The organism is Streptococcus suis, assembly GCF_046032535.1.
Taxonomy (GTDB): Bacteria; Bacillota; Bacilli; order Lactobacillales; family Streptococcaceae; genus Streptococcus; species Streptococcus suis_AK.
Map to the genome: position 1 here is coordinate 1 of NZ_JARQPL010000025.1, position 25,281 is coordinate 25,281.

A 25,281-nucleotide genomic window follows, 5' to 3' on the forward strand; every position below is an offset into this window, starting at 1 on the left:
CACCAGACTTCAGCGTTCTACTTGCATGTATTAGGCACGCCGCCAGCGTTCGTCCTGAGCCAGGATCAAACTCTCATTAAAAGTTTTGATTCAAACTCAAGCTATTGCTAGCTTTCCGTTTTATTGTTTTTTGTCATTGACGATTTATCCTTAGATAAATCACCCTGCACGTTTGGTTCGTCTTCTTTAATTTTCAAAGGTCTTGTCGTTATCGCGCTCTCGCGACAACTATCTTAGTTTATCATTTCTTATGAACTTTGTCAACACTTTTTTGAAACTTTTTTTCGTCCCTCTGTTAACTAGCCCCGCAAGAGACAACTCATTCATTCTATCATCTTCTGATGGTCTTGTCAACACTTTTTCGAAACTTTTTTTCGTTCCTCTATTAACTAGTCCTTCAAGAGACAACTCATTTATTCTATCATCTACTTTGGCAATTGTCAACCGGTTTTTTGAGATTTTTTGGATATTTTTATGAAATTTGGCGAAAAAACGAGAGACATACTAATCAGAGATTGTATATTTGTCTTCGTATGCCTCCAGTATATCAAAATTTTACCGGTCTTTATGTTTTTTGGTGAAAGTCTATGGCTACCTACTCATATTTTAGTAGACTGTCACAATACCCCGAAGTCATCAATTAATAAATTGTACAGTGGAGTTAAATATTTTTCTTCACTGTATCCTCTCAAAAGGAGTGCTTCATGTGCACAATCTAATAATGTCTTAGAAAAGTCTTTCACCATTCTTTGTTCTAAATCAGAAAGTTTTTTTCTCGAAAATTGTCTACGTAGCTTCGAATAATCTCTGCCAAATTCTTTAAAAAACTCTGTACATTCCAAAATTTCTTCCAATTTCACGAGATTGGCGAGCAGACCTAAATGAAAGGCTATGGGAGCAAATGTTGTTTCAAATGGTTGTGTACATGTACTTCGAAATTCAATAGTCCCTCGTTTGGTAAGCTCTTGATAATGGTATGAGCGATGGTTTTTGAAATCATCTGCTTTCGGAACAAAGTGACATATCTCTCCAGTTTCTGAATATGCTGCAAATTTTTCTTGCTCAAAAAAAGATTTGACAGTAATTGGTTTAAAATAATAATAGCAGTTATCCCTGATGACATAAAACATTGCGGACTCTTCTTGGTATTGACAATATTCTGCCTCAGTTTGAAATTCCTCTGAGTAGATACCAACGTTATTTTTTAAGAGGCCATGCATTGAATATTCCCAAAAATAATCCCTAGTAAGGGCCATATCATCCATATGATCGAATGGTGAATTTGCAAACAAAAACGCCTTCGCTGCTTCATTTTTATTAAACGCATTAATGACTCGTAAAAAGGATTTTCGACTCACATCAAACTGCACTTGATTTCCGCAAATAAAGCCAGCATATCCAGTATAGGGATGCATATTAGGTTTGCCTTCTCCTAGCTTGAGATAGTTCATCAACATCTTATATCGGCCCGTATCTACCGATCTATTGTCATTATTTTCCCAGTTGGGATTTATCCCTAACCCCTGCAATTCGTGTCCATTTTGGCGCAAATAATATTGAATATGCTCTAGAAATTCTTTATGACGCTCTTCTACACTACCAATATTTTTGGCTTTTGCGAATGCAAATTCTAGTGTATTATACGTGACTTCAAATAGTATGAGGTCTCCCGACTCGTGCTGGAGTTCTATCGGATTTCCTCTATCATCTCTTTTGACGATGGTAAACCCATTTTGATTAGATATATGTCACATCATATCTGTAGCCACTTGGATAGAAGTTGCTTTCCCTGAGATATTAACTATCGGATATTCTAATTCTACACCTATAAACATATCTGGCTTTTCTTTAATGTTAGCAAAATAGTATTCTTCAAAACAATTACCTAGGGATGTCGTGTCTTCTCTATTCATTTTATAAGTATATCAAAATTTTTGAGTAAAATAAAAACGCCTGCTTACGAAATTATTCTATCTTAGAGTAATTTCGTAAACAAGCGTCCAATCAACATGATGAGTGTTACCGCTGAGACAAGCTCAGCGGTAGACCAGAGCTAGACTAAGAATCAGAATAGGATTCCATCATCATAACACTCAACAAAATTGATGATCTTATACAAGTTCGATAATTGCCATTGGTGCAGCATCACCACGACGTGGTTCAGTTTTGAGGATACGAGTATATCCACCATTACGTTCTGCATAACGAGGTGCAATTTCAGAGAACAATTTTTGAAGTGCTGTAGTAGAAGTGTACTTATCAGTTGCTTCATCATAGTTTTCAGATGCAATTTCGTTACGAACAAATGCTGCTGCTTGACGACGTGCGTGCAAATCACCACGTTTACCAAGTGTGATCATTTTTTCAACTGTTTTACGGATTTCTTTAGCACGAGCTTCAGTTGTAACGATTGATTCGTTGATCAAAAGGTCAGTTGTCAAATCGCGCAACATTGCTTTACGTTGTGAGCTAGTGCGTCCTAGTTTACGGTATGCCATGATTTCCTCCTATATTATTTATCTTTTTTCAATCCTAGACCAAGATCAGCCAATTTAACTTTAACTTCTTCAAGACTCTTGCGACCAAGATTGCGCACTTTCATCATTTCTGGCTCAGTTTTCTCTGTCAAGTCGAATACAGTGTTAATGCCTGCACGTTTCAGACAGTTATATGAGCGAACAGATAGATCCAATTCTTCAATCGTACGATCAAGCATACGATCATCTGAGGCCACTTCAGCTTCTTTCATCACTTCTGCAGATTTTGCAACTTCAGTCAAGTCAGTGAAGAGACCTAAGTGCTCCATCAAAATGCGTGCAGAAAGACCTAAAGCATCTTCTGGAATAATGGTGCCATTTGTATTGATTTCAAGTGTTAATTTGTCAAAACCATCGTTGCTACCAACACGAGCTGGTTCAACTTGATAATTGACTTTCTTCACTGGCGTATAGATAGAATCTACAGCAAGTGTTCCCACTGGTGCATCATCTTTCTTATTACCCTCAGCTGGTACATAACCACGACCTGAATTGACAGTCAAAACAGCTTTAAAAGTGGCACCATCAGCAATGGTAAAGAGATAATGGTCAGGGTTTACAATTTCAATGTCACTATCTGTAAGAATGTCTCCTGCTGTTACTTCAGCTGGACCTACTACATCAAGTTCAATTTTCTTTTCGTCTTCGACATAAGATTTTACAGCAATGCCTTTGATGTTAAGAATAATTTGCATAACATCTTCACGAACACCTGGAACTGTGTCGAATTCGTGGAGTACACCATCAATTTTAATTGATGTTACTGCAGCACCTGGAAGTGAGGCAAGAAGTACACGACGAAGAGAGTTACCAAGAGTTGTACCGTAACCACGTTCTAATGGTTCGATTACAAATCTGCCGTAATCTTTATTTTCATCAATTTTTGTTATTGTTGGTTTTTCAAACTCAATCATTTCTTACTCCCTCTTAAACGAAAAGCTGTGTATGGAATGTATGATTATACACGGCGACGTTTTGGAGGACGAGCACCATTGTGTGGTACAGGAGTCACATCACGAATTGCTGTTACTTCAAGACCAGCGGCAGCAAGAGCGCGGATAGCAGACTCACGACCTGAACCTGGGCCTTTAACGGTAACTTCAACTGTTTTAAGACCGTGTTCTTGTGCAGATTTAGCAGCTGCTTCTGAAGCCATTTGAGCTGCGAATGGTGTAGATTTACGAGAACCTTTGAAACCAAGAGCACCAGCTGATGACCAAGCAATAGCGTTACCATGCACATCAGTAATCATAACAATAGTGTTATTAAATGTAGCGTGAATATGAGCAATACCAGATTCGATATTCTTTTTCACACGACGTTTACGTGTTGGTTTAGCCAATTTTTCTACCTCCTATATTATTTTTTCTTACCTGCAATCGCAACAGCTTTACCTTTACGAGTGCGGGCATTGTTTTTAGTGTTTTGTCCACGGACAGGAAGTCCACGACGGTGACGGATACCACGGTATGAACCGATTTCCATCAAACGTTTGATGTTCAAGTTAACTTCACGACGGAGGTCACCTTCAACTTTGATTGCATCAACTTCACGACGAATAGCATCTTCTTGATCTGATGTCAAATCTTTCACGCGTACATCTTCTGAAATACCTGCAGCTGCAAGAATTTTTTTAGATGTTGCAAGACCGATACCATAAACATAAGTTAATGAAATAACTACACGTTTGTCATTTGGAATGTCAACTCCAGCAATACGAGCCATGTTTTCTCCTTTCTATTTCTTAACCTTGACGTTGCTTGTGTTTAGGGTTTGCTGGGCAAATCACCATAACACGACCATTACGACGAATAACTTTGCAGTATTCGCAAATTGGTTTGACCGATGGTCTTACTTTCATGTTTAATCCCTCCAAGTATTTCGACTATTTAAAGCGGTATGTGATACGTCCACGTGTCAAGTCGTATGGACTAAGCTCAACAGTTACGCGGTCACCGACCAAAATACGAATGTAGTTTTTACGGATTTTACCTGAAACAGTTGCAAGGACTTGGTGTCCGTTCTCCAACTCAACAGTAAACATAGCATTTGGCATTGTATCGACTACTTTGCCTTCAATTTCAATCACATCTTCTTTTGCCATGCAAAAGTAACCCCTCTCTAAATATCGATTTGATGTCCTCTGAACACAGAGGTAACAATTATAAGTCAGACTAGGCTATTTTATCATCTTTGTATAAAAAATGCAAGCCAAATCTATTAGTTTATTGCAATTTTGATAGTACTGTATCAATTGCTTGGAAAACAAGGTCAATGTCTTGGTCTCCTTCAATATCATGGACCAGCCCTTTTGCACGATAATGATCAATGATTGGCTGTCCTTGTGCGATATTGACCTCTAAACGACGTTTGACAGATTCTGGCTTGTCATCTTCACGTTGATAGAAGTCTTCCTCTTTGTAGTCTCCAACAGGTGGATTGAATACTTTGTGGAAAGTCTCTCCGGTTTCTTTATGAATAATACGACCGCTGAGACGCTCTACCAATTTTGAAGGATCAATCTCAATATTGATAACACCTTGCAACTCAATTCCTAAGTCAGCCAAATTTTCATCCAAGGCATGGGCTTGTTCAATCGTACGAGGATAGCCATCTAGCAAAAAGCCTTTTTCCTTGATGTCATCCTGAACCAAACGTTCTTTGACAATGCCATTAGTAACTTCATCGGGAACGAGGTCCCCCTTATCGATGTACGACTTGGCAAGAATACCCATTTCAGTCTGATTGGCCATTGCTGCACGGAACATATCTCCTGTTGAAATATGAGCAACATTGAATTTCTCAACAATCTTGGCCGCTTGTGTCCCTTTACCAGCACCTGGTAAACCCATAATTAAAAGATTCATGACAAACTCCTTATTTTGTTTTCACATAAATTTGCCATTATTGACAAACTTATCTAAAAACAAAATAGAAGGTTGACTAGGTCAACCTATATTCTATTCTGTAATTTCTAAGAAACCTACATATTTTCTCTTAAGAAGGTAGCCTTCTAATTGCTTGATGCCTTCGATACTTGTAGAGATTACGATAATCAAACTTGTACCAAGGAACGCAATGCTTGAAGAAAGCCCAAAGAGATTTTGCGCAAGGATAGGCAACAAAGCTACAAAACTCAAGAAGAGCGCGCCGATTACTGCCAATCTTGTCAATAATTTTGACAAAAACTGTTCAGTGCCATTACCAGGACGAACTCCATGGATATAGGCTGCACTTTTCTGAAGGCTTTCTGCAGTCTTCTCAGGATTTACTTGAACAAAAGTGTAGAAGAATGTAAAGGCAATAATTAAACCTGCATATACAATCATACCTTTAGCAGTTGAATAATCAAAGTATTCCTGAACCGTCAATAACCACCCGGCACTCTTATTTTGACTTGCGAAATATTGAATCAAAGAAGTTGGAACTGCGGTGATTGAGCCTGCAAAGATTACGGGAATGACTCCTGATGGATTCAATTTCAGCGGTAAATATGAGCTAGAAGGTGCTCCTTGTGCACGTTTTGTATATTGAATTGGTAATTTATATTCTGCTTGTTGTACAAAAGTTGTAAAATACACAACAAAGAATATTAATACGACGAGTGCAGCAACAAAGATTGCTGACTCCCCCAAACGACTTGATTCAATATTAACAAAGCGATCAATGTAAATCTCGTGAAAAGTTCCTGGTAGTGATGAAATGATACCCGCGAAGATGATCATTGATGTACCATTACCATAGCCCTTTTCAGAAATCTGTTCCCCCAACCAGGTTACAATAATCGAACCTGTTGTCAAGATGGATCCAATCAACAAATATGTTTGCCAATTTAATGGCATACTGGTCAACTTTGCACCAGACAAGGCATTAAAGCCTGCTGTAATACCAATAGATTGAACAAATGCCAGTACCAAAGAAATGTAGCGTGTTGCCTGATTCAGTTTACGACGACCAACTTCACCTTGCTTACCCCATTCAACAAATTTAGGTAAAATATCCATTTGCAAAAGTTGAACAATGATGGAAGCTGTAATATAAGGACTAACACCTAGTGCGAAAACTGAGAAATTACGCATAGCATTTCCCGAAACCAAACTCAACATGTTCAAAAATGGAACGTTTGACAAGGCTTCAAGACTCTTTGCGTTTACTCCTGGTACTGTAATGTGGGTTCCTACACGGAAGACAAAAAGGATAAAGATAGTAAATAGAATTTTACTACGTACCAATTTTACCTTTAAGGCATCTTTTAAAAGTTTAAAAAACATAGGCGGTCACCTCTTAGATGACTTCTACTGAGCCACCTTTAGAAGTGATTGCTTCTTCAGCTGATTTAGAGAATTTAGCAGCTTTAACTGTCAATTTCTTCGTCAATTCACCGTTACCAAGAATTTTAATTCCTGATTTTTCAGCTTTAACGATTCCAGCTTCGATAAGCACAACTGGTGTTACTTCTGCACCATCTTCAAAAGCGTTCAATTGATCAAGGTTAACGATTGCGTACTCTTTAGCATTGATATTTGTAAATCCACGTTTTGGAAGTCGACGGAACAATGGAGTTTGTCCACCTTCAAAACCTGGGCGAACACCGCCACCGCTACGAGCTTTTTGACCTTTTTGACCACGGCCAGATGTTTTACCGTTACCTGATGATGTACCACGACCTACACGGTTGCGGACTTTACGAGAACCTGTAGCAGGTTGTAATTCATGAAGTTTCATTATTATTTCTCCTCTTATATATGCTAGCGCCTGTGAAGTACAAGAGTCTTCCTCCACAAACTCGCTGTATGTAAATATGTAAAATGGACTAGAAGTCGCAAAGATTTCTCAATGCGACTTAGTCTATTTGTTAGATTATTTAACTTCTTCTACAGTTACCAAGTGAGAGATAGCGTTAACCATTCCAAGAATAGCTGGGTTATCTTCTTTAACAACTGAAGAGTTCAATTTACCAAGTCCAAGTGCAACAACTGTTTTACGTTGTTCTGGTTTGCGACCGATTGGAGACTTAGTCAAAGTGATTTTAATTTGAGCCATGAGTATCTCCTTTCTTATGCTAAATCAGAAACTGAGACGCCACGAAGTGCAGCCACTTCTTCAGCACGTTTCAATTGTTTCAAACCTTCAACTGTTGCGCGAACGATGTTGATTGGTGTGTTTGAACCAAGTGACTTAGAAGTCACATCTGCGATACCTGCCAATTCGATTACGGCACGAGTTGCACCACCGGCAGCAACCCCAGAACCTTCTGAAGCAGGTTTCAACAATACACGAGCGCCGCCAAATTCTGAGCGAACTTCGTGAGGGATTGTTGTACCAACCATTGGTACTTCAATCATGTTTTTCTTAGCAGATTCAACTGCTTTACGAATAGCTTCTGGTACTTCTTGAGCTTTACCAGTACCGAAACCTACGCGACCGTTACGGTCACCAACAACCACAAGAGCTGCAAAACGAAGACGACGTCCACCTTTAACAACTTTTGTAACACGGTTGATGGCTACTACGCGTTCTTCAATTTCAACTGCGTTATCTTTGAATGCCATTTCTTAGTGTCCTCCCTATTAGAATTTCAATCCGTTTTCACGAGCTGATTCAGCCAAAGCTTTCACACGTCCGTGATAGAGATATCCACCGCGGTCAAAGACCACTTCAGAAATACCTTTAGCTACCGCGCGTTCAGCAACGAGTTTACCTACAACAACAGCTTGTTCTGTCTTAGTACCTTTTGAAACTTCTTTATCAAGAGTAGAAGCGCTTGCGAGCGTTACACCCGCTACGTCATCAATCACTTGAGCGTAGATGCCTGTATTAGAACGGAAAATGTTCAAACGTGGGCGAGCAGCAGTTCCAGAGATTTTACCGCGAACGCGACGGTGGCGTTTTTGGCGGATTTTGTTTTTATCTGGTTTTGAAATCACAATATTCACCTCTTAATGTATGATTCTGTTTCTTACGAAACAATTTGAGAAATAGTCAGCCAGGTGGCTAAGCCACCTCAGCAAGCTATTATTTACCTGTTTTACCTTCTTTACGGCGAACGAATTCACCAACGTAGCGGATACCTTTACCTTTGTATGGCTCAGGAGCGCGAAGGCTACGGATGTAAGCTGCTGTTTGACCAACAACTTCTTTGTTGATACCAGACACGACGATTTGTGTTGGTGTTGGAACTTCAAATGTGATTCCTTCTGGTGCAACCACTTCATCTGGATGTGATTTACCAACAGCAAGTGTCAATTTGTTACCAGCCAATTGAGCACGGTAACCGACACCACGCATTTCAAGTTCTTTTTTGAAGCCTTCAGAAACACCAACAACCATGTTGTTGAGGTTAGCACGGCTAGTACCGTGAATAGTCTTCATTTCTTTTGAATCGTTTGGACGGTGAAGAGTTACTTCTGCACCTTCCACACGGATTTCAATAGCAGTTGGGAATTCACGAGTCAATTCCCCTTTAGGTCCTTTTACAGTTACCACGCCGTTGTTTTGAGCAAGCTCAACGCCAGCAGGCAATGTAATTACTTTATTACCAATACGTGACATATTTTTAATTCTCCTGTTAAATTATCAAGCCGTCAAGCGACTAGTTTTCACGGGGGCTCATGATACAGAGGGCGTTAAGAAGTCAAAGTAAAAATAGGAATCCTGACGCAGAAGCCTAAGCTTCGAGGAAGGATTGTCTTTTTTACACAGACTTTAGCCCGTGTTCGATTGAGCAGGTTACATGATACTAAATAATCAGTACGTCTGATTTGAACGCGCACGAAGAGTTGGTCCTCTCGCATTTGTATCATGCTTTTAGGTTTCAATTTCTAAATGTGGCAAGGCAGAGCGACGCAGACCATACTTGAGTATGTCAAGACGCTCTAACACAGGCACATGACGAAATTGGAAGCTAAAAGATTACCAAACGTATGCGATAACCTCACCACCAACGTTCTTTTGACGAGCTTGTTTGTCAGTCAAAAGGCCTTCTGATGTTGAGATGATTGCGATACCAAGTCCGTTAAGAACTTTTGGAATATCTTCACGTTTTGAGTAAACACGAAGACCTGGTTTTGAAACGCGTTTCAAGTTAGTGATAACTTTTTCACCGTTTGGTCCGTATTTCAAGAATACACGGATGATGCCTTGTTTGTCATCTTCGATGAATTCAACGTTTTTTACAAAACCTTCGTTTTTAAGGATTGTAGCAATACCTTTTTTGATGTTTGATGCAGGAACTTCAAGCACTTCGTGTTTTGCTTGGTTAGCGTTACGAATACGTGTCAAAAAATCTGCAATTGGGTCAGTCATAACCATTTGTTGTTTCTCCTCTTACTAGCAGTTTGATTGAATCACTTGCTAGTTAATGATGTCCTTGCGGACTAGTGATAAGTGTATATAGAATAAGTTGCTAGTCCTAAGCAAGTCTAGGAAGCACTTCGCAGGCAGTACTAGCGTACGGCAAGAAGTGCTGACGACGAATTGCAACGGAATAGCAAGTTATTCTTACCAAGAAGCTTTTGTTACACCCGGAATTTGTCCAAGGTAAGCCAAGTCGCGGAAGCATACACGGCACAATTTGAATTTGCGGTAAACTGAGTGTGGACGTCCACATTTTTCACAGCGTGTGTAAGCTTGTGTAGAGAACTTAGCTGGGCGTTTGTTCTTAGCGATCATTGATTTTTTAGCCATTTATTCTCTCCCTCTTATTTTGCAAACGGCATACCAAGGCCAGTAAGCAATGCACGTGATTCTTCGTCAGTGTTAGCAGTTGTAACGATAACGATATCCATACCGCGAGTTTTATCAACATCGTCGAAGTTGATTTCTGGGAAGATCAATTGCTCTTTCACACCAAGTGTGTAGTTACCACGTCCGTCAAATGACTTAGTTGGTACACCGTGGAAGTCACGTACACGTGGAAGTGAAACTGTAACCAATTTGTCCAAGAACTCGTACATACGTTCGCCACGAAGAGTTACTTTCGCACCGATCGCAACACCCTCACGAAGACGGAAGCCGGCGATTGATTTCTTAGCTTTAGTGATAAGTGGTTTTTGACCTGAGATCAAAGCCAATTCTTGAGCAGCTTTCTCAAGGTTTTTAGCGTTAGAAACAGCGTCACCAACACCCATGTTCAAAACGATCTTATCAACTTTTGGCACAGCCATAACTGAAGAATAGTTAAATTGTTCAGTCAAAGCAGGAACTACTTCATTAAGATATTTTTCTTTTAAACGATTTGCCATTATACTTCTCCTTTCCTTCGTGATTAATCAAGCACTTCGCCTGATTTTTTGTTGTAGCGAACTTTTTTGCCGTCTACAAACTTGTAACCAACGCGTCCTGCAACACCATTTTTGTCAAGAACTTGAACGTTTGACACATGGATTGGAGCTTCTTTTTCAACGATAGCACCTTGAGGGTTTTCGCTATTTGGTTTTTGGTGTTTCTTAACGATGTTAACACCTTCAACAATAACTTTGTTTACTTTTGGAAGTGCTGTTACGACAACTGCTTCAACGCCTTTGTCTTTACCAGCGATTACGCGAACTTTATCGCCTTTTTTTACAAACATTTGATTTCTCCTATGATTTCTTACGCCCTAATGGGCACCCTGGTTAGTTTGTTAACCAGGGGACTTAGTTTGTTTTCTAGTTTACTAAATCCGTCACAGACTTCGTTAGTTTGTTTTGATGTACTCAAGTACTATCTGCAACAAACTGCCTAGTCTGTAACAAATTTCCTAAAACTATTTGATTAAAGTACTTCTGGTGCCAATGAAACGATTTTCATAAAACCGCCGTCACGCAATTCGCGTGCCACTGGGCCAAAGATACGAGTTCCGCGAGGTGTTTTATCTTCACGGATGATAACTGCAGCATTCTCATCGAATTTGATGTATGAACCATCAGCACGACGAGCACCTGTCTTAGTACGAACGATAACGGCTTTAACAACGTCACCTTTTTTAACCGCACCACCAGGAGTAGCTTGTTTTACTGAAGCAACGATGATGTCGCCGATGTTCGCGAATTTACGTCCTGAACCACCAAGAACTTTGATTGTCAAGATTTCACGTGCGCCACTGTTGTCAGCAACTTTCAAACGAGTCTCTGTTTGAATCATGTCAATTTTCTCCTTTCAGGTTGATTAAATGATAACTGCCTCTTCCACAACTTCTACAAGACGGAAACGTTTTGTAGCTGAAAGTGGGCGAGTTTCCATGATACGAACGATATCGCCTTCTTTAGCAACATTGTTTTCATCATGAGCTTTGTACTTTTTAGAGTAGTTAATACGTTTACCATAGACTGGGTGGTTACGTTTAGTTTCAACTACAACTGTGATTGTTTTGTCCATTTTGTCAGATACTACGCGTCCAACAAGAACTTTACGATTATTGCGTTCCATTGAAATTCTCCTTTCCCAATCTATTATTTAGCTTCAGATTGCACAGTTTTGATACGTGCAATTTGTTTCTTCACTTCGTTCAAACGAGCAGTTTGCTCAAGTTGACCAGCAGCAGCTTGGAAACGAAGTTCGAAGAGTTCTTTCTTCAATTCGTTTTCTTTCTTAGCAAGTTCTTCTTGAGAAAGGCCACGAAGTTCTTTTACAAAATCTTTAATTTCTTGAAGTTTCATGTCTTCTCCTTATTCTGCTTCACGTTTTACGAATTTAACTTTAACTGGCAATTTGTGACCAGCAAGGCGGAATGCTTCGCGTGCGATTTCTTCAGAAACGCCAGCCACTTCAAACATAACCTTACCGCGTTTAACTGGAGCTACCCAACCTTCAGGAGCACCTTTACCAGAACCCATACGTACACCGATAGCTTTAGCAGTGTATGATTTGTGTGGGAAGATTTTAATCCAAACTTTACCACCACGTTTCATGTAACGCGTCATAGCGATACGGGCAGCTTCGATTTGGCGGTTTGTAATCCATGAGCTAGTAGTTGCTTGAAGACCGTATTGACCAAAGTCTACTTGTTTTCCACCTTTAGCTTCACCGCGCATTTTTCCACGGAATTCACGACGGTGTTTTACACGTTTAGGTACTAACATTTGTTATTTACCTCCTTTAGTGTTTTTACGAGCTGGAAGAACTTCACCACGGTAGATCCATACTTTAACACCAAGTTTACCGTAAGTTGTCAAAGCTTCTTCCCAAGCGTAGTCGATATCCGCACGAAGTGTATGAAGAGGAACAGTTCCTTCTGAGTAGCCTTCTGCACGGGCAATATCAGCACCGTTCAAACGACCAGAAACTTGTGTTTTGATACCTTTTGCACCAGCGCGCATTGCACGTTGGATTGCTTGTTTTTGAGCACGGCGGAATGCCACACGTTGCTCCAATTGACGAGCGATTGACTCACCAACAAGGTGTGCATCCAAATCAGGTTGTTTGATTTCGATGATGTTGATGTGTACTTGTTTGCCAGTCAATTTGTTCAATTGAGCACGAAGTGCATCAACGTTGCTACCAGCTTTACCGATAACCATACCTGGTTTAGCAGTGTGGATAGAAACGATAACTTTGTTTACAGCACGTTCGATTTCGATTGTTGATGTTGACGCATCAGCCAATTCTTTTTTGATAAAGTTGCGGATTGCAAGATCTTCATGAAGGTAATCCGCGTATTCTTTTTCAGCATACCATTTAGCATCCCAATCACGGATGATGCCAACACGCATACCAATTGGATGTACTTTTTGACCCACGTTTTTACCTCCTTATTTCTCTGCCACAACTACAGTGATGTGAGCTGTGCGTTTGTTAATTGGTGAAGCAGAACCTTTCGCACGTGGACGGAAACGTTTCAACGTTGGCCCTTCGTTTGCGAATGCTTCGCTGACTACCAAGTTAGCTTTTTCCAAACCAAAGTTGTTTTCAGCGTTAGCGATTGCTGAGTTCAAAACTCCCTCGATAATGCCTGCAGCTTTGTTTGGTGTGAATTTCAAGATTGCGATTGCGTCTGCTACGCTTTTGCCACGGATGTTATCCAAGACAAGACGTGATTTACGAGGTGAAACACGTACTGTGCGAGCAGTTGCTTTAGCTGAAGTAATTTCTGCCATTGTGTTTTCCTCCTAAATTATTTACGACGAGTTTTCTTGTCGTCAGCAGCATGACCTTTGTAAGTACGAGTTGGTGCAAATTCACCAAGTTTGTGACCTACCATGTCTTCTTGAATGTATACAGGCACGTGTTTACGTCCATCGTAAACTGCGATTGTATAACCGATGAAACTTGGGAAGATCGTTGAACGACGTGACCAAGTTTTAATTACTTTTTTCTTTTCGTCGTTTGCTTGAGCTTCAACTTTTTTCATCAAATGCTCATCGACGAAAGGTCCTTTTTTAAGACTACGTCCCATTTTAGTGTTTTCTCCTTTAAAATATGTACCACAGCGGCTTGGGAGCTGGACAGAACCCCAGTTCCCGTGTTCGTTGTCCTGCCCCCGCACAGTTGATTAGAAGTTTCGACATAGCTAAGCTACTAGAAACTGCAATTAACTACTGCGTCAAACTGGCATTTCAATCAAACTGAGGTGCTGGAATAGTCAGTCCATAACAAACCCTACCGAGTTGGCGGATGATATAGAATGCTAAGCAACTAAGAATAGATTATTTTTGGTTGCGACGACGAACGATAAGTTTGTCAGATTTAGCTTTCTTGTTACGAGTTTTCAAACCAAGAGCTGGTTTACCCCATGGTGTAGATGGTGCTTTACGACCAACTGGTGCTTTACCTTCACCACCACCGTGTGGGTGATCGTTAGGGTTCATTACAGAACCGCGAACTGTTGGACGGATACCTTTCCAACGGCTACGACCTGCTTTACCAAGGTTAACAAGGCCATGTTGTTCGTTACCTACAGTACCAACAGTAGCACGGCAAGTACCAAGGATCATACGAACTTCACCTGATTGAAGGCGAACAAGAACGTATTTACCTTCTTGACCAAGAACCTGTGCAGATGCACCAGCAGCACGAACCAACTCACCACCGCGACCTGGTTTCAACTCGATGTTGTGAACAACAGTACCGACTGGGATGTTTGCAAGTGGAAGTGCGTTACCAACTTTGATATCTGCTTCTGGACCTGAAACGATGCGTTGACCAACTTCAAGACCTTTAGGAGCAATGATGTAAGCTTTAACACCGTCTGTGTAGTGTACAAGAGCGATGTTTGCTGAACGGTTTGGATCGTACTCGATCGTTTTAACGATTGCTTCAACGCCATCTTTGTTACGTTTGAAGTCAATCAAACGGTAGAAACGTTTGTGACCGCCACCTTGGTGACGAACAGTGATGCGACCGTTGTTGTTACGACCAGCTTTGCTCTTCAAAGCAACAAGCAAGCTTTTTTCTGGAGTGCTTGTTGTGATTTCAGCGAAGTCCAAAGAAGTCATGTTACGACGGCCATTTGTCGTTGGTTTATAAACTTTAATACCCACGTTAATTCCTCCTTTGATTATTCAGCGTCAGCTGTAGCGAACAATTCGATCGCTTTTGAATCAGCAGTCAATGTGATGATTGCTTTTTTCACTTTGTTTGTGCGACCTACATAACGACCTACGCGTTTTGTTTTAGGTTTCACGTTGATTGTGTTCACATTCGCAACTTTAACACCCTCGAATGCAGCTTCAACAGCTTGCTTGATCAAGAGTTTGTGTGCACGAGTGTCAACTTCAAATACATACTTGCCTGCTTCGAGTTGGCCCATTGAGCTTTCTGTGATGACAGGTTTTTTGATAACATCATACAAATTCATTATGCAAGAACCTCCTCAATTTTAGAGATAGCTGCTTGAGTTACAAGAAGTTTGTCTGCATTTGCGATGTCAAGTACGCTTGCAGTTGTTGCAGTTGCAACTTTAACTCCTGGGATGTTACGAGCAGAAAGAGCTGCGAATTCGTTGCCTTCTTCAAGAATAACAAGGACTTTAGAATCAATGCTCAATGCTGCAAGTACTTTTGCAAATTCAGCAGTTTTTGGAGCTGTGAATTCAAGTGAGTTAACAGCTACAAATTTGTTTTCAGCAACTTTTTCTGAGTAAACAGATTTAAGTGCCAAGCGACGAACTTTTTGTGGAAGTTTGTACGCGTATGAACGTGGAGTTGGTCCGAAGACTACGCCACCGCCACGCCATTGTGGTGAACGGATAGAACCTTGACGAGCACGTCCAGTTCCTTTTTGACGCCATGGTTTGCGTCCGCCACCTGAGACTGCTGAACGGTTTTTAACTGCGTGAGTACCTTGACGAAGGCTAGCACGTTGGCTGATGATTACATCAAATACAACTGCTTGGTTTGGCTCGATACCAAAGATCGCATCGTTAAGAACTACTTCACCAGCTTGTTTACCAGTTTGGTCAAATAATGTTACGTTTGCCATTTCGACTGATTTCCCCTTTCCTTATTATTTACCAGCTTTAACTGCTGACTTGATAGTGATAAGAGATTTCTTAGCACCTGGTACGTTACCTTTGATAAGGATAACGTTCTTTTCTGGAACAACTTGTACAACTTCAAGGTTTTGAATTGTTACACGGTTGCCGCCCATGCGACCTGCAAGGTTTTTACCTTTGAATACACGGTTAGGTGCAACAGGACCCATAGAACCTGGACGACGGTGGTAACGAGAACCGTGAGCCATAGGACCACGTGATTGACCATGGCGTTTGATAACACCTTGGAAACCTTTACCTTTAGATGTACCAGTTACATCAACAACATCACCAGCTGAGAAAGTTTCAACTGTAATTTCTTGTCCAACTTCCAAGCCTTCAATGTTTTTGAATTCACGAATGAAGCGCTTAGGAGCTGTGTTAGCTTTAGCTACATGGCCTTTGGCAGGTTTGTTGCTCAATACTTCACGTTTGTCATCAAAACCAACTTGAACTGCCGCATAACCGTCAGTTTCAACTGTTTTCACTTGAAGAACAACGTTTGGAGTTGCTTCGATGACAGTAACAGGGATAAATTCACCAGATTCAGTGAAGATTTGAGTCATTCCCACTTTTTTCCCTAAGATTCCTTTTGTCATGAGAAAAATATTCCTTTTCTTATTTTATAGTTAAAAAGTTTTTAACGAGCGTTTTTCATGCTCAAATCAAGATACAAAGGGCGTCAAACTCAACGTGAAAATAGGAAAATTCGGCGACGGCTCCGAGAGCCTAGACAATTTTATCTTTTTCACACGGAGTTTAGCCCGTGTTCGATTACTTGACGAACACTTGCTTGTCTACCTTGCTACTTGATTACAATTTAATTTCTACGTTTACACCACTTGGAAGATCCAATTTCATCAAAGCATCAACTGTTTTTTGAGTTGGGTTGATGATGTCGATCAAACGTTTGTGTGTACGCATTTCGAACTGCTCACGAGAGTCTTTGTACTTGTGAGTCGCACGGATGATTGTGTAGAGGCTACGTTCTGTTGGAAGCGGAACTGGACCAGCTACTTGAGCACCTGTACGTGTTGCAGTTTCAACGATTTTTGCAGCTGCTGTATCAAGTGTACGGTGTTCGTACGCTTTCAAGCGGATGCGAATTTTTTTGTTTGCCATCTTTTTCTCCTTTTCGTCTATTTAACATAATAGGCTAGCTCCACAAGAAAACCAACACGTGTTGCGTGGCAATGCAACCGAGCGTGTCGCAACCTCTTGCATCAAAGCTACAGCCGTAATTTTTACGGCACTAGAACATGATATCAAAAAACTCCTGCATGTGCAAGAGTTTTTACTTAAAAATTCAAAAATTTTATCCATTTTGACGGCGACGTGCTGCCAGACCGAGACCTGTTGCTAGTGCTGTTAAGCCTAAAAGAGAGAGCAAGCTAGTTTCCTTCTCGCCAGTAGCTGGGAGAGTTTGTTCTTTAGCAAACTTATGTTCTGTTGTCGCAGCCGCAATGCTTATCTCATTGAGATCCGTTTTTGAAAAATCTTTATTTGTCGCTAGTTTCACCTTGGTATTAGACGAAGTCTTAACATCGTTTTGAGAAGAGTCTCCTTGTCCCAAGTTTTCTTTAGAGTTGTCACTATCAACCGTTGGTTGTGGGATTACCATCGTTTGTAGGTCATAAAGTTTTTTAAGATTAAGGTAGTCAGTATAAGCCTTTTCGTAGACTAGTTTTAAGTCCGCCAATTTTGCTCTAGTCTCTGAAAGACTTTGATTGGCTGCTTGTGCATTCTTCTGTGCTACTGCATAGGCTGCTTGAGCTTTGGCAAGAGTTACCTGTGCTTCTTTAAGCGTTGAAAGATTGGTCTTGGCTGAAACTACTCCTTGCTCAGCTCCTTCGACCGCTTGACGTGCCTCTGTCAATTTGTTTTGAGCTTGTGTTAAGACAGATTGGGCAGTTGCTACCTCAGCTTTTCTATCATCTGCTTGAGCTTTAAGCGTAGTTGCTGTCGCCAATAGTTTATCGTAGTCAGCTTGAGCTTTTGCTATCTTTGTAGCGAGAGCCTTCGCCTTGACATCTGCTGCTTGCCATTGGTTTTGAGCAGTTACTAAGACTTCTTGAGCCGACGCTAAGTCTGTCTGTGCTAGTTCCAGAGCTTTTTTCGCTTCCGGAGTTTGAAGAGCAGTATTGACAAGTTCATTGTAGGTGGATTGAGCAGAAGATAGATCATTTTGTGCTTTCGCTAACTCTTTAGCCGCCCTTTCATACTCAGCTTGAACATTGTTATAGGATGACTGTGCTGCATTCTGGTCTTTTAGTGCGGACTCATAGGCACTATAGTCTTGCGAGCTAATATTTCTTTCAACTAAACGATTATAGATTTCATAACTCTTCTTGGATAAATTTACTGACCAACCATAGAGAACTTCGCCCTCAAGACCAATATATTTTGTCTTCGGGTCACCAAGCGTAATTTCAGAATCCGTTTCTTCAAATATATCCCAGTTCTTATACTCCTCGGTAGTACGTTTTCCAGCCCCTACAACAACAAAATTACCAACACCTGATCGATATTCCTCAGAATAGTCATAAGTGAAACAAAGGCCAAATCCCATCGCCTCAAAGGTCATCAATTGGGCAAAGTGTCCATAAGCAGATCCGGAATCATTTAACATAAAACTGTTAATTCCTTGGGCGATGACATGAAGAATTTCTGACATCGTATAGTATTTGGTATTCTGTTCATACAGTCCACCAGATGAACTAATGTTAGGATAGGCTAGAATCTCACTACTATTAGAGGCCATTGAGGAGCCTTCTCCAAATACTTCATCATTTGCTGCTGCAATGATTTCTCTATCATGTCCGTAAAATCCTTCTGGATACTTTTCTTCATATAGGCGGGCACGCACATCTGCTACGTGTATTAACCATTCATTGCCCACTATTTTTTTATCAATCCCTAAAACTTGTCTGTAGGCGTTCGTGTAGTCAATAGCAAACTGGTTGAGCAACAATAGTTGTTCTATATCTAGATTTTCAACATCATAAAGAGTCGGGTCTGTTGATTCGATGGTCGCATATGACAATTTATCTCTTTCATCAAAAGACCTGACATCACCATAATAGCGTTTTTCAGCCTGAATTGCTGCATCTATACTGTCTTTAGAAAAGTCCGTTTTAACCAGATTAGCATAAGCATCTCTTAAATAGTCTGGCAAATTGATTGAAAATTTATAGGTCGCCTTGGGTTTAACGGCCTCCACTTTTTCATTAGCCACCACTAGATTTTGCTTGGCTGTCTCTAAATCCACTTCTTTTTCCGTTACTAGGTCTTGGGCTGCCTTCACCTTTTGTGTCTGTTCAGCTAAGACTGTATTAGCACTAGTTCTATCAGTCTCCAACTTCGTATCGGCTGCTTGAGCTTGCTCAAGGTTCTGCTTTGCTGTTGTGACTGCAGTTGTTTTGTTGGCGACGTCCTCTTGAGCTGTTTTGAGTTCTGCTTGGGCTTGACTAAATGCTTGTCCTTCTTGACTATTTTGAAGTGCCTCTAATTCTGATTTAGAAGTATCAGCTTGCGATTTTGCTAAATCAGCATCGGTCTTCGCCTTGTTGGCCTCTGCTTGAGCCTTGTCTACTTGTTCTTGAGCAATTGCCGTAGCCTGCTCTGCACTAGTCACTTGATTTTGTGCCTCTACTACTGTTTGTTCTGCACTAACGATTGCTTTTTCTGCTGCGGCAATCGTTTCTTCCGTTGCATTTGTCGCCAAGTCTTGTGCACTGGTCAAGGCCTGTTCCGCTTGATCAAGATTTGTTTGAGCTGTCTTAGCTGCTGCTTCTGCATTCACCAAAGAATCTTGCTGGTAGGCTACTGGATTTGCTGCTGCATCTGCGGCCGCTTTGGCGGCTGCTACTTGCTCTGCTGTTACAGACGATGAGACTTCTACATTAGCAGTATTTGAGGAAGAGGAGGTTGCCACTTCTACTACTTCATCAGCATAAGCCTGCTGGGTTACCAAAGCAGTCGCTGTCACGGTGGTTAAGGTCAAGGTTTTTAATGCTTTATTTTTCATGTTAATCTCCAATTACTAAATATTTTATTTCCTTTAAGGTGACTATCTTTGCCAACAAGTATTGGGAACAACTCTTTGGCTAATGCTTGCTTCGTCTGAATTTCATTCACCGAATCTTTGAAATCGACATATACCACACCATAGATGTCACTAGCGATTTCTATCGGATAGTCTCTATGGTTTCTTTGAAGTAAGATAATATTTTGTCTTCCGAATTTACCGATTAGCCACCCTAATTCTAAAAGTACATTCTGTCTTAATCGATACTTCGGACTGAGCCTCCCTTCAACTGAGTCATGGTAGCCAATATCATCTGGTGTTGCTAACACTATTCCAACTTCCCTACTATTGATGTTGCTTTCTAACTTTTCAATGAGAGTTGCCCCACCATTTTTCTGCTTATCAAGATAGATTGGTTTGCAATTCCACTTTTCTAGTAGCTCCTCCAGTTCATCACGTTCACTGCCATTGTTTCCACGACCATATACGACAAAAATTTCTAGTTGATTCTCTTTTATGGTGTCATCCAATTCTCTCAACTTTTTCAATAAAGATTCGTCTGTATCATTCTCAACATGAATCGTTCGCTTGTCTCCCTTGGTCTCTGCTTGAATCACGATTTCTTTAGTACTGACCTTGAGCTTCAGAGGATAGGTAGGGTGTAGATGCTCTTTACTTAATTTCAAGTCAAAATACTCTCTTATTAAATATTCATCTAGATAAGTAAAAGTATGCTTTTCTTGAGCCATAATCTCCTCCCAAATAAAACTATGCTATACTATTTTACCCCCCCCCCCCCCGATTCCTTTTGTCAAGAGGTTTTTCAATAAAAGTTAAAAAAAAAACAGGTTTTTAATCTACTTTCAAACCTGCTTATCTGTTATGGTTTTTAATGTTTCAGTCAATTAACAAAGAGTGGCTCATACTTATAGGGAGTTCCCTTGCTTACTTATTTTTATTTAGCAAATTATCATCGAAAATCCTTCAAATGGATTTGTAGATCGCGTATCATTTTTCGACGACCATTGAAACTCTGACCACTAATTAGTTTTTCGTAATTTGCAAGCTGGTCATCGCTGAGATTCTTACGATAATCTCTTAAGGCACTTCTCAACATTAACAGCTCATCATTGACTAAACCTGGCGATTGTATAACGTGAGATAAATCATGAATATCTTCATGCGGCATACGATCAAACTTACGCTTCTGACTTTCTTGTCTGCGTACGCGGTCTTTGACCCGATTTCTAAATTTCACTTTAAAATAGCAATACAACTGTTCTTGCTCATCAGCTAACCACGGTTGATCTTCCAATAATTCAAATAAGGTCATCATGCCCTCTTGATCCCAATCTTCCTTTTCCCATAATTTAATATAGTACTCTTTTCGAGCCTTGTTGACAATCCCTTTTACGCTATCATAGACCTTTTCAAATTCCATCTCGTCATCTCCTTTGGTTGTCGATTGATGGTTTTAGTTTATCGAAAAGGCACGATTTCCAACAGGACATTTTTGTCTACTAATTAGTAAATATGGTTTATCATTCGTATTTTATAGTTATTACAGGCCATTGTTCTTTCCAGTTTTTCTTTTTCATTCGTTTCTTATATATGTCCATACGTTTAGAATTACCAATAAAATGAGGAGTTGGTCGTACTAAATAATGATAGATATCATCTAATCCATAAGGTGCAAAAATTTCGAGATTCCCGTTTTTTGTCTGACGGACACCGATTGCGGTACACCTTTCGGGAAATTTTTCTATTGCATCTTTTGACGATTGATATGGAGGTGTGTCAGGGCTATGGATGTGCATAAATACTTGATTCTTAACTTCCCACTGATAGTCCGAATATCTTTGATGCAAATTTGCTTCTATTTCTTTCGTTTCTTGATGCGATATTTTTTCATCGTAAAAGATAAAATCAACATCCGTATTTTTATCAAAACGATAGTGATTCCAGATAAAATTTCGAATTGTTCCTGCACAAATCCATGAATCCGCTAAGTCTAAATCCTTTACAATCCCCAAAATCTCAATGATATCAGGGTCTTTTAACAAATATCTTTCTAACTCATCTTCCATACAATCCTCTACCTTCAAGTTGTTCATAATGTTATTTTTACGAGCTTCCATAAGAAAAAATCGTTAGAAATATCATTCTAACGACGGGAGCAAATCAAAATATTCACCGGACCTTAATTCGTTCTTTGATTTGCAAACTCATGATAAAAAGGTCCACCGGACCTAGTTTGGCCCTCTTGTTTTCAAGCAAAAGATAAAAAGGTCCACTGGACCTTAATTCGTTCTTTGGTTTTCAAGCAAAAGATAAAAAGGTCCACTGGACCTTAATTCGTTCTTTGGTTTTCAAACTCATGATAAAAAGGTCCACTGGACCTTTTTATTCCTCCATAAAGCTGTTGAAGACTTCTTCAATCATATCCCATTCTGCTGTTGCGTCTTCTGGGATTGGTTGGAGGTCACCTTCTGTGCCGTTCTCATTTTCGATGTATGAGTAGGCTTGGATTTCAACTTCTCCGTTCTCATCTTCTTCTGCACTTGCAGGAATCAAGAGAACATAGTTCTTACCAAACTCTTCTTGACCGTCAATCGTCAATAAGATTTCAAAAAGTGTTTCGTTACCTTGGTCGTCTACCAAAGTAATCAATTCACGCTCGTCGTGATTGTGGTCGTGTTCATGGTCATGATGATGTGCCATTAGAATCTCCTTTAAAATGTTCTATCTAAATAATTTTGTAAAATCAGCTGAGCTGCTAATTTATCGATAACTTTCTTGCGTTTTCCTCGGCTGATATCCGCTTGCTCAATCAACATGCGTTCTACCGCAACGGTCGTCAAACGTTCATCCTGGTAATCAACCGGTAGTTTGAATTGCTCAATCAATAAATTTCCATAGGCTTGACTAGCCTCAACACGAGGTCCGCTAGTATTGTTCATGTTCTTAGGTAAACCGACAACAAATTTATCAACCTTATATTGTTCAACAAGTTCGGTCAAACGCTCCAGACCGAATTCGCCCTTTTCTTCATCGATTGGGATGATTTCCAAACCTTGAGCTGTGAATCCTAAGGGGTCTGAAATAGCTACACCAACTGTCTTAGAACCGACGTCTAATCCCATTATTCTCATTAGAGGTCAATCCCATTTCCTTTCAAATAGTAGCGCACCAATTCTTCAATGATTTCATCTCGTTCATGCTTACGAATCTGATTGCGGGCATCATTATAGCGAGGAATATAAGCAGGGTCCCCACTTAATACATAGCCAATGATTTGGTTAATCGGATTATAGCCCTTTTCCTCTAGCGAACGATAAACACCAGTCAATGTCTTGCTGATTTCTTGTTTATCTGTGTCATCCAGACGAAAACGAACTGTTTCTTCCGTGAATCCCATACTTACACCTTCTTTCAATTTTTATTCATTTTCATTATATCATATTTCTAGAACAAGCACAAAGAAAGTGCAAAAAGAACTCCATAAATAGAGTTCTTCCTACTCTTTATAGGGCTGCTCGCATACGAGCTTGGGCATTTTCAACATTTCGAACCGCTCGCGGTAAGAAGGCGCGAATGTCATCTTCTTTATATCCAACCTGCAATCGTTTCTCGTCAATCAGAATTGGACTTTTCAAAATACGTGGATTAGAGGCAATCAAGTCGATCACTTCATTGACACTTAAATCTTCTATATCAAAATCCAAACTCTTAGCATAGCGATTTTTTGACGATACAATACTTGCAATGCCATTTTCCGTCTTGGTTAAAATATTTAAAATTTCTTCCTTGGTGATTGCCTCTTTAGCCAGATTATGTTCGTTATAGGACAATTGATGGGCATTCAACCAGTTCTTTGCTTTCTTACAAGAAGTACAACTAGATACTGTATAAATTTTAATCATGTAGTCACTCCTTTGCTACATCTTAGTAAGCACATTATAGTCTATTATACCACATATTCCATCCGTCTGTAGACCTATTTTTAAAAAAACTTTAAATTTTTGGGGGAAAATTCGGGTTTTGGTAAGAAAAAAGTTTGGTCTCCCCAAACTTTTTCGCTTTTATTCTTCTAATTCAATGCCGCCATCCAAGTCTAAAATAACATCTTGGACTTCTTCAGTTGCAACAGGGGTTTCCTCTGTCACGACTTCTGGTGCTTCCTCACCTTCAATCAATCCATAATGAACACGTATCTTACGGTCAATTTCATCAAAGATTGCTGGATTATCTGCTAAGAATTTCTTAGCATTTTCAGAACCTTGACCAATTTTTTCTCCATTATATGAATACCAAGCACCTGCTTTTTGGATGATGCCGAGGTTGCTACCAATCTCAATCAATTCTCCTGTGCGAGAAATTCCTTCACCGTACATGATTTCAACAACAACCTCTTTAAACGGTGGAGCCACCTTGTTCTTCACAATCTTCACCTTGGTTTCCTTACCAACATTTTGGTCTTTCTTATCGCCTGTTCCTTTGATTTGTGTGTTTCCACGAACATCCATACGGACAGATGCATAGAATTTAAGCGCACGACCACCAGGTGTTGTTTCGGGGTTACCAAACATGACACCGACTTTTTCACGTAATTGGTTGATGAAAATAGCTACTGTCTTAGTTTTGTTGATAGATGCTCCGAGTTTGCGCATGGCCTGACTCATCATACGAGCCTGCAAACCAACATGACTATCACCAATATCACCGTCGATTTCTGCACGAGGTACAAGGGCTGCAACCGAGTCAACAACAACCAAGTCAACCGCACCAGAGTCGATCAGTTTGCCTGCAATTTCAAGACCTTGCTCCCCTGAGTCTGGCTGTGACAAGAGTAACTCATCAATATTGACACCAAGAGCTGCTGCATAGGCTGGATCCAAGGCGTGTTCCGCATCGATAAAGGCAGCAATACCACCATCTTTCTGAGCTTGAGCTACTGCATGAAGGGCAACAGTTGTCTTACCTGAGCTCTCTGGACCATAAATCTCAATGATACGACCTTTCGGATAGCCACCCGCTCCAAGCGCAATGTCGATTGACAAGCTACCTGAACTCATGACTTGAACTTTTTGCTCAGCACGCTCACCAAGACGCATGACAGCGCCCTTACCAAAATCTTTTTCAATTGATTTTAGGGCATCATCCAACGCTTTTTTACGCTCATCGCCAAATTTCTTTGTAATATCTTCTAATTTTTTTCCTGGTTTCTTAGCCAATGATTTTCTCCTCTTTTCTTAGTCAAACTATTA

General features: G+C 40.3%; 38 protein-coding genes, 1 rRNA gene and 1 pseudogene. All 40 read right to left on the minus strand.

From position 1 onward, the window contains the following. A 16S ribosomal RNA gene (locus P7J58_RS07945) occupies positions 1-81 on the minus strand; the annotation flags it as partial. A gap of 536 nt (positions 82-617) precedes the next feature. Beyond that, a pseudogene (locus P7J58_RS07950) lies at positions 618-1,913 on the minus strand (glutamate-cysteine ligase family protein). A 198-nt stretch (positions 1,914-2,111) separates the two neighbouring features. Next, entirely contained in the window at positions 2,112-2,498 is a 387-nt protein-coding gene (rplQ, locus tag P7J58_RS07955; protein ID WP_000331493.1) for a 50S ribosomal protein L17, read from the minus strand. A 14-nt stretch (positions 2,499-2,512) separates the two neighbouring features. Beyond that, entirely contained in the window at positions 2,513-3,451 is a 939-nt protein-coding gene (locus P7J58_RS07960; RefSeq protein WP_004195512.1) for a DNA-directed RNA polymerase subunit alpha, read from the minus strand. Between the two features lie 44 nt (positions 3,452-3,495). Further along, positions 3,496-3,879 (minus strand): 30S ribosomal protein S11, encoded by a 384-nt coding sequence (gene rpsK / locus P7J58_RS07965; protein WP_004195509.1) that lies wholly within the window; start codon positions 3,877-3,879, stop codon positions 3,496-3,498. 17 nt (positions 3,880-3,896) lie between these two features. After that, positions 3,897-4,262 carry a 30S ribosomal protein S13 gene (gene rpsM, locus P7J58_RS07970; protein ID WP_002936622.1) on the minus strand — a complete coding sequence of 122 codons (366 nt, stop codon included), beginning with the start codon at positions 4,260-4,262 and terminating at the stop codon, positions 3,897-3,899. Positions 4,263-4,281: 19 nt separating this feature from the next. Further along, complete coding sequence (gene rpmJ / locus P7J58_RS07975; protein WP_001808836.1) at positions 4,282-4,398, minus strand: 50S ribosomal protein L36; 117 nt, start codon at positions 4,396-4,398, stop codon at positions 4,282-4,284. A gap of 24 nt (positions 4,399-4,422) precedes the next feature. After that, positions 4,423-4,641, minus strand: coding sequence for a translation initiation factor IF-1 (gene infA, locus P7J58_RS07980; RefSeq protein WP_002936627.1), 219 nt, complete (start codon positions 4,639-4,641; stop codon positions 4,423-4,425). Between the two features lie 121 nt (positions 4,642-4,762). Beyond that, positions 4,763-5,404, minus strand: coding sequence for an adenylate kinase (locus tag P7J58_RS07985; protein ID WP_002936630.1), 642 nt, complete (start codon positions 5,402-5,404; stop codon positions 4,763-4,765). Positions 5,405-5,497: 93 nt separating this feature from the next. Next, positions 5,498-6,808 carry a preprotein translocase subunit SecY gene (gene secY, locus P7J58_RS07990; protein WP_024418816.1) on the minus strand — a complete coding sequence of 437 codons (1,311 nt, stop codon included), beginning with the start codon at positions 6,806-6,808 and terminating at the stop codon, positions 5,498-5,500. A gap of 13 nt (positions 6,809-6,821) precedes the next feature. After that, entirely contained in the window at positions 6,822-7,262 is a 441-nt protein-coding gene (rplO, locus tag P7J58_RS07995; RefSeq protein ID WP_002936637.1) for a 50S ribosomal protein L15, read from the minus strand. 135 nt (positions 7,263-7,397) lie between these two features. Next, a complete protein-coding gene (rpmD, locus tag P7J58_RS08000) occupies positions 7,398-7,580 on the minus strand; it encodes a 50S ribosomal protein L30 (RefSeq protein ID WP_002936638.1) in 183 nt (60 codons plus the stop codon). A 14-nt stretch (positions 7,581-7,594) separates the two neighbouring features. Further along, a complete protein-coding gene (rpsE, locus tag P7J58_RS08005; RefSeq protein ID WP_408556088.1) occupies positions 7,595-8,089 on the minus strand; it encodes a 30S ribosomal protein S5 in 495 nt (164 codons plus the stop codon). Between the two features lie 18 nt (positions 8,090-8,107). After that, complete coding sequence (rplR, locus tag P7J58_RS08010) at positions 8,108-8,464, minus strand: 50S ribosomal protein L18 (RefSeq protein WP_002936641.1); 357 nt, start codon at positions 8,462-8,464, stop codon at positions 8,108-8,110. 88 nt (positions 8,465-8,552) lie between these two features. Next, positions 8,553-9,089, minus strand: coding sequence for a 50S ribosomal protein L6 (rplF, locus tag P7J58_RS08015; RefSeq protein ID WP_004195502.1), 537 nt, complete (start codon positions 9,087-9,089; stop codon positions 8,553-8,555). A 360-nt stretch (positions 9,090-9,449) separates the two neighbouring features. Continuing rightward, positions 9,450-9,848, minus strand: a complete 399-nt coding sequence (gene rpsH / locus P7J58_RS08020; RefSeq protein WP_002936647.1) for a 30S ribosomal protein S8 — start codon at positions 9,846-9,848, stop codon at positions 9,450-9,452. 189 nt (positions 9,849-10,037) lie between these two features. Continuing rightward, positions 10,038-10,223: a type Z 30S ribosomal protein S14 gene (locus tag P7J58_RS08025; RefSeq protein ID WP_002936651.1), complete on the minus strand. Its 186-nt coding sequence runs from the start codon at positions 10,221-10,223 to the stop codon at positions 10,038-10,040. 14 nt (positions 10,224-10,237) lie between these two features. Beyond that, complete coding sequence (gene rplE / locus P7J58_RS08030; RefSeq protein ID WP_002936653.1) at positions 10,238-10,780, minus strand: 50S ribosomal protein L5; 543 nt, start codon at positions 10,778-10,780, stop codon at positions 10,238-10,240. 23 nt (positions 10,781-10,803) lie between these two features. Then, positions 10,804-11,109 carry a 50S ribosomal protein L24 gene (rplX, locus tag P7J58_RS08035; RefSeq protein WP_002936656.1) on the minus strand — a complete coding sequence of 102 codons (306 nt, stop codon included), beginning with the start codon at positions 11,107-11,109 and terminating at the stop codon, positions 10,804-10,806. Between the two features lie 182 nt (positions 11,110-11,291). Then, positions 11,292-11,660, minus strand: a complete 369-nt coding sequence (gene rplN / locus P7J58_RS08040; protein WP_004195497.1) for a 50S ribosomal protein L14 — start codon at positions 11,658-11,660, stop codon at positions 11,292-11,294. 24 nt (positions 11,661-11,684) lie between these two features. After that, positions 11,685-11,945, minus strand: a complete 261-nt coding sequence (gene rpsQ / locus P7J58_RS08045; RefSeq protein WP_000440801.1) for a 30S ribosomal protein S17 — start codon at positions 11,943-11,945, stop codon at positions 11,685-11,687. Between the two features lie 23 nt (positions 11,946-11,968). Further along, positions 11,969-12,175, minus strand: coding sequence for a 50S ribosomal protein L29 (rpmC, locus tag P7J58_RS08050; RefSeq protein ID WP_024377707.1), 207 nt, complete (start codon positions 12,173-12,175; stop codon positions 11,969-11,971). 9 nt (positions 12,176-12,184) lie between these two features. After that, positions 12,185-12,598: a 50S ribosomal protein L16 gene (gene rplP / locus P7J58_RS08055; RefSeq protein WP_002936660.1), complete on the minus strand. Its 414-nt coding sequence runs from the start codon at positions 12,596-12,598 to the stop codon at positions 12,185-12,187. Positions 12,599-12,601: 3 nt separating this feature from the next. Further along, positions 12,602-13,255 carry a 30S ribosomal protein S3 gene (gene rpsC / locus P7J58_RS08060; RefSeq protein WP_002936661.1) on the minus strand — a complete coding sequence of 218 codons (654 nt, stop codon included), beginning with the start codon at positions 13,253-13,255 and terminating at the stop codon, positions 12,602-12,604. Between the two features lie 12 nt (positions 13,256-13,267). Next, positions 13,268-13,612, minus strand: a complete 345-nt coding sequence (gene rplV / locus P7J58_RS08065; protein ID WP_002936662.1) for a 50S ribosomal protein L22 — start codon at positions 13,610-13,612, stop codon at positions 13,268-13,270. A 17-nt stretch (positions 13,613-13,629) separates the two neighbouring features. Then, entirely contained in the window at positions 13,630-13,911 is a 282-nt protein-coding gene (gene rpsS / locus P7J58_RS08070) for a 30S ribosomal protein S19 (protein ID WP_000533766.1), read from the minus strand. Positions 13,912-14,161: 250 nt separating this feature from the next. After that, positions 14,162-14,995: a 50S ribosomal protein L2 gene (gene rplB / locus P7J58_RS08075; protein ID WP_024379979.1), complete on the minus strand. Its 834-nt coding sequence runs from the start codon at positions 14,993-14,995 to the stop codon at positions 14,162-14,164. A gap of 17 nt (positions 14,996-15,012) precedes the next feature. Beyond that, complete coding sequence (locus P7J58_RS08080; protein ID WP_024379978.1) at positions 15,013-15,312, minus strand: 50S ribosomal protein L23; 300 nt, start codon at positions 15,310-15,312, stop codon at positions 15,013-15,015. Further along, on the minus strand, positions 15,312-15,935 hold the full coding sequence (gene rplD / locus P7J58_RS08085) for a 50S ribosomal protein L4 (protein WP_004195490.1): 624 nt from the start codon (positions 15,933-15,935) through the stop codon (positions 15,312-15,314). Before rplD ends, P7J58_RS08080 begins: the two co-directional genes overlap by 1 nt. A gap of 24 nt (positions 15,936-15,959) precedes the next feature. Next, a complete protein-coding gene (rplC, locus tag P7J58_RS08090; RefSeq protein ID WP_408556089.1) occupies positions 15,960-16,586 on the minus strand; it encodes a 50S ribosomal protein L3 in 627 nt (208 codons plus the stop codon). A 214-nt stretch (positions 16,587-16,800) separates the two neighbouring features. Next, entirely contained in the window at positions 16,801-17,109 is a 309-nt protein-coding gene (rpsJ, locus tag P7J58_RS08095; RefSeq protein WP_002939332.1) for a 30S ribosomal protein S10, read from the minus strand. A gap of 193 nt (positions 17,110-17,302) precedes the next feature. Next, entirely contained in the window at positions 17,303-20,014 is a 2,712-nt protein-coding gene (locus tag P7J58_RS08100) for an SEC10/PgrA surface exclusion domain-containing protein (protein WP_408556090.1), read from the minus strand. Next, complete coding sequence (locus P7J58_RS08105) at positions 20,011-20,763, minus strand: TIR domain-containing protein (protein WP_408556091.1); 753 nt, start codon at positions 20,761-20,763, stop codon at positions 20,011-20,013. The genes P7J58_RS08100 and P7J58_RS08105 overlap by 4 nt, the downstream gene beginning before the upstream one ends. Before the next feature lie 221 nt (positions 20,764-20,984). Then, a complete protein-coding gene (locus P7J58_RS08110) occupies positions 20,985-21,455 on the minus strand; it encodes a sigma-70 family RNA polymerase sigma factor (RefSeq protein ID WP_408556092.1) in 471 nt (156 codons plus the stop codon). Positions 21,456-21,555: 100 nt separating this feature from the next. Continuing rightward, the gene (locus tag P7J58_RS08115) at positions 21,556-22,101 is read right to left on the minus strand and encodes a nucleotidyltransferase family protein (protein ID WP_408556093.1); all 546 of its coding nucleotides are present in this window, start codon (positions 22,099-22,101) and stop codon (positions 21,556-21,558) included. A gap of 316 nt (positions 22,102-22,417) precedes the next feature. Next, on the minus strand, positions 22,418-22,735 hold the full coding sequence (locus P7J58_RS08120; protein ID WP_004195480.1) for a DUF1292 domain-containing protein: 318 nt from the start codon (positions 22,733-22,735) through the stop codon (positions 22,418-22,420). Between the two features lie 11 nt (positions 22,736-22,746). Next, positions 22,747-23,166, minus strand: coding sequence for a Holliday junction resolvase RuvX (gene ruvX, locus P7J58_RS08125; RefSeq protein ID WP_079267687.1), 420 nt, complete (start codon positions 23,164-23,166; stop codon positions 22,747-22,749). Continuing rightward, positions 23,166-23,432, minus strand: a complete 267-nt coding sequence (locus tag P7J58_RS08130; RefSeq protein ID WP_004195477.1) for an IreB family regulatory phosphoprotein — start codon at positions 23,430-23,432, stop codon at positions 23,166-23,168. The genes ruvX and P7J58_RS08130 overlap by 1 nt, the downstream gene beginning before the upstream one ends. 106 nt (positions 23,433-23,538) lie before the next feature. Then, on the minus strand, positions 23,539-23,937 hold the full coding sequence (gene spx / locus P7J58_RS08135; RefSeq protein ID WP_004195475.1) for a transcriptional regulator Spx: 399 nt from the start codon (positions 23,935-23,937) through the stop codon (positions 23,539-23,541). Positions 23,938-24,096: 159 nt separating this feature from the next. Beyond that, positions 24,097-25,248 (minus strand): recombinase RecA, encoded by a 1,152-nt coding sequence (recA, locus tag P7J58_RS08140; RefSeq protein WP_004195473.1) that lies wholly within the window; start codon positions 25,246-25,248, stop codon positions 24,097-24,099. Positions 25,249-25,281: the final 33 nt, after the last annotated feature.